A 2,588-nucleotide genomic window follows, 5' to 3' on the forward strand; every position below is an offset into this window, starting at 1 on the left:
CGCCGGGGAAAGCGGGTCGGGCATCTGGTGTCGCATCACGTCGGCTGCCTGGAGCGGCTCTCGGAAAGCCTGCGCATGCGTTCTGACCGTGGCGAGGTACCCAGCATGCTGGGACGTGCCGACATCGATAACTTCTTGAACCGATTGACCTACCTGGAAAGCACCGGCGCCCTGACCCGCGATGCACGGATCAGGGCATGTCAGCAGACCAAGACCATGCTGTCGCGCATCCGCGCCCTGGGGCTGACCCGCCAGCGCGAGCCCGCTGCCGGCCTCAGTCAAGAGTTCGTGCTGCAGACCAGCGACATGCCGCGGCGTCCGGATCGCGAACCCGGGCGCGATCTGCCACCGGAAATACTGCGGCAGATCTGTGAACACCTGCCCCAACTCGAAGCACTGGGCGGCCCGGAAATGCGTGCTGCCGTCGAAATTCTCATCGACACCGGCCGCCGCCCCGATGAAGTCTGCTCGTTGGCTTGGGACTGTCTTGACCGCGACGCCGACGACAAACCGGTGCTCATCTACGACAACGACAAGGCCGATCGGCCTGGCCGCAGGCTGCCGATCCCCGAGGCCACCGCAGAGGTCATCACCCGTCAAAAGCAGCGGGTCCGGGCGCGCTACCCAGACACACCGGTTGGTGAGCTCGCGCTGCTGCCCGCGCGCACCATCCAGCAAGGCGGACGTCGACCGCTGAGCGCATCCCGGCTCTGCCACCGCCACCGGGAGTGGATCGACGCCATCGGCGAACTGCGCACCGCCGACGGCAACCCGTTTGACACCACCCGGCTGGTCGCATACTGCTACCGGCACACCTACGCTCAGCGCCACGCGGATAGCGGAGTTCCGCCGGATGTGTTGCGTGAGTTGATGAATCACCGCGACCTGAAAGCCACGCAACGCTACTACCGGGTCGAAGAAAAACGTCGCCGCGACGCCGTCGACCGGGTCAGTGCGTTGCAGTTCGACCGGCACGGCAACCGCATCTGGCGCGACGTCAAAGCACTGCTCGACTCCGAATACGTCCGCCGCGCGGTCGGAGAAGTCGCGGTGCCCTACGGCGTGTGTTCCGAACCATCCAACGTCAAAGCCAACGGCCAGTCGTGCCCTTACCGATTCCGCTGCCTGGGATGCGAACACTTCCGCACCGACGTCTCCTACCTGCCCGACCTGCAAGCCCACCTCGACGACTTGCTGCGCATCCGTGAACGATTGCAAGCCGCCACCGACATCGATGACTGGGCGCGCGCTGACGCCATGCCCTCCGACACCGAAATCGCCCTTACGCGCGGGTTGATTCAGCGCATCAAAGGCGATCTCGACCAGCTCGGCGACGACGAACGCGCCGACATCGACCAAGCCGTCGCCGCCGTTCGGCCCCATCGCGTCACCCTGCTCGGCATGCCACGCATCGCACCCTCGCCGCCCCAACAACAGCGACTCCAGGAAGGATCCGCGTGAGTTCATCGAACCGCTCCCGTTCGGCCGCCATGGCTGCGGGCCGACGCGCCGACTCCCTGCGCCGGCGCCAACGCGTACTTAAGACACTCAACGACGCGCACGCTGGGCAGCACGAGATCACCGTCAGCGCAATCGCCCAAGCCGCAGGCGTGGACCGCAGCTTCCTCTACCGCCACCGCGACCTGCTCGAACAAATCCACGCTGCCGCAACCGAACCCACCAACAAATTGGCGGTCGGCGGTGTGAGCACTGCCTCCTTGCAGACCGATTTGCTCAACGCTCAACAGCGAGCAGCCCGACTGGCCTCGCGGGTCCAGCAACTCGAAAACCGCCTCTCCGCTGCACTCGGTGAACAAGCATGGCGGGAATCCGGCATCGGCGCCCCCGACGACGTCGACCAACTCCACCAGCAAATCACCGCACTCGAACAGCAGATTGTCGATCTCCGCCTTCAACTCGAAGAGCGCACCGAAGAACTCGACGCCGCCCGCGCCGCTAATCGTGAACTCATCACTCGTCTCAACACCACGCATGGGATGTCCGGTCGCGCACAACCCGAGACCGCCGCGGAAAGGTAAGGAGGGCTCATGAGGGTCCCGGTCTCGGCTCACGACCTGGTGCGGCGGTTCTATGAGCGGCTGTGGAATGCATGGGACGACACAGCCGTCGACGACACGTTGGCACCCGATATCGCCTTCCGCGGGTCGCTTGGAACCTCCACAACCGGACGCAATCAATGGCGTACCTACCGAGACCAAATCCGTTGTGGTGCACCAGATTTCCACAACGAAATCATCGACCTCATCAGCGACACGCACCGTGCCGCAGCCCGACTCAGGTACTCGGGAACCCACCTCGGGACGCTGCTCGGCATCCCCGCGACTGGTCGCCGGTTCGCCTACTCCGGCGCCGCCTTCTTCACCACCACAGACGATCTCATCGCTGACATCTGGGTACTTGGCGACCTCGACAGCCTCCGTCAACAACTGACCGAGCAAGACAGGTGAGTCCTCAAGACCGGCTTGCTTGCACAACACCTGTTGCATTCGATAGCGTTCCCCAAGCAACGCGTGAACTGCAGGAACTCGCTCGAACATTCGCGCCCGTCGCGGCCGACCCCCAGAGAA

3 protein-coding genes are annotated in these 2,588 nt (G+C 64.5%); all 3 read left to right on the forward strand.

Annotated features, from left to right (window positions below):
- Positions 1 to 1,461 (forward strand): tyrosine-type recombinase/integrase (locus tag F0Q45_RS25310; protein WP_262491176.1); only part of this gene is annotated, 1,461 nt, incomplete at its 5' end.
- Positions 1,458 to 2,039, forward strand: coding sequence for a DUF6262 family protein (locus tag F0Q45_RS25315; protein WP_262491177.1), 582 nt, complete (start codon positions 1,458 to 1,460; stop codon positions 2,037 to 2,039). The genes F0Q45_RS25310 and F0Q45_RS25315, both read left to right, overlap by 4 nt.
- Positions 2,040 to 2,048: 9 nt before the next feature.
- The gene (locus tag F0Q45_RS25320) at positions 2,049 to 2,468 is read left to right on the forward strand and encodes an ester cyclase (protein WP_149656493.1); all 420 of its coding nucleotides are present in this window, start codon (positions 2,049 to 2,051) and stop codon (positions 2,466 to 2,468) included.
- Positions 2,469 to 2,588: the final 120 nt, after the last annotated feature.

The organism is Mycobacterium simiae (genome assembly GCF_008370645.1).
GTDB lineage: Bacteria > Actinomycetota > Actinomycetes > Mycobacteriales > Mycobacteriaceae > Mycobacterium > Mycobacterium simiae_A.

Bases quoted from the DNA above. Each gene is read 5' to 3' on its own strand.
- F0Q45_RS25320 (WP_149656493.1), top strand. From the start codon at position 2,049: ATGAGGGTCCCGGTCTCGGCTCACGACCTGGTGCGGCGGTTCTATGAG.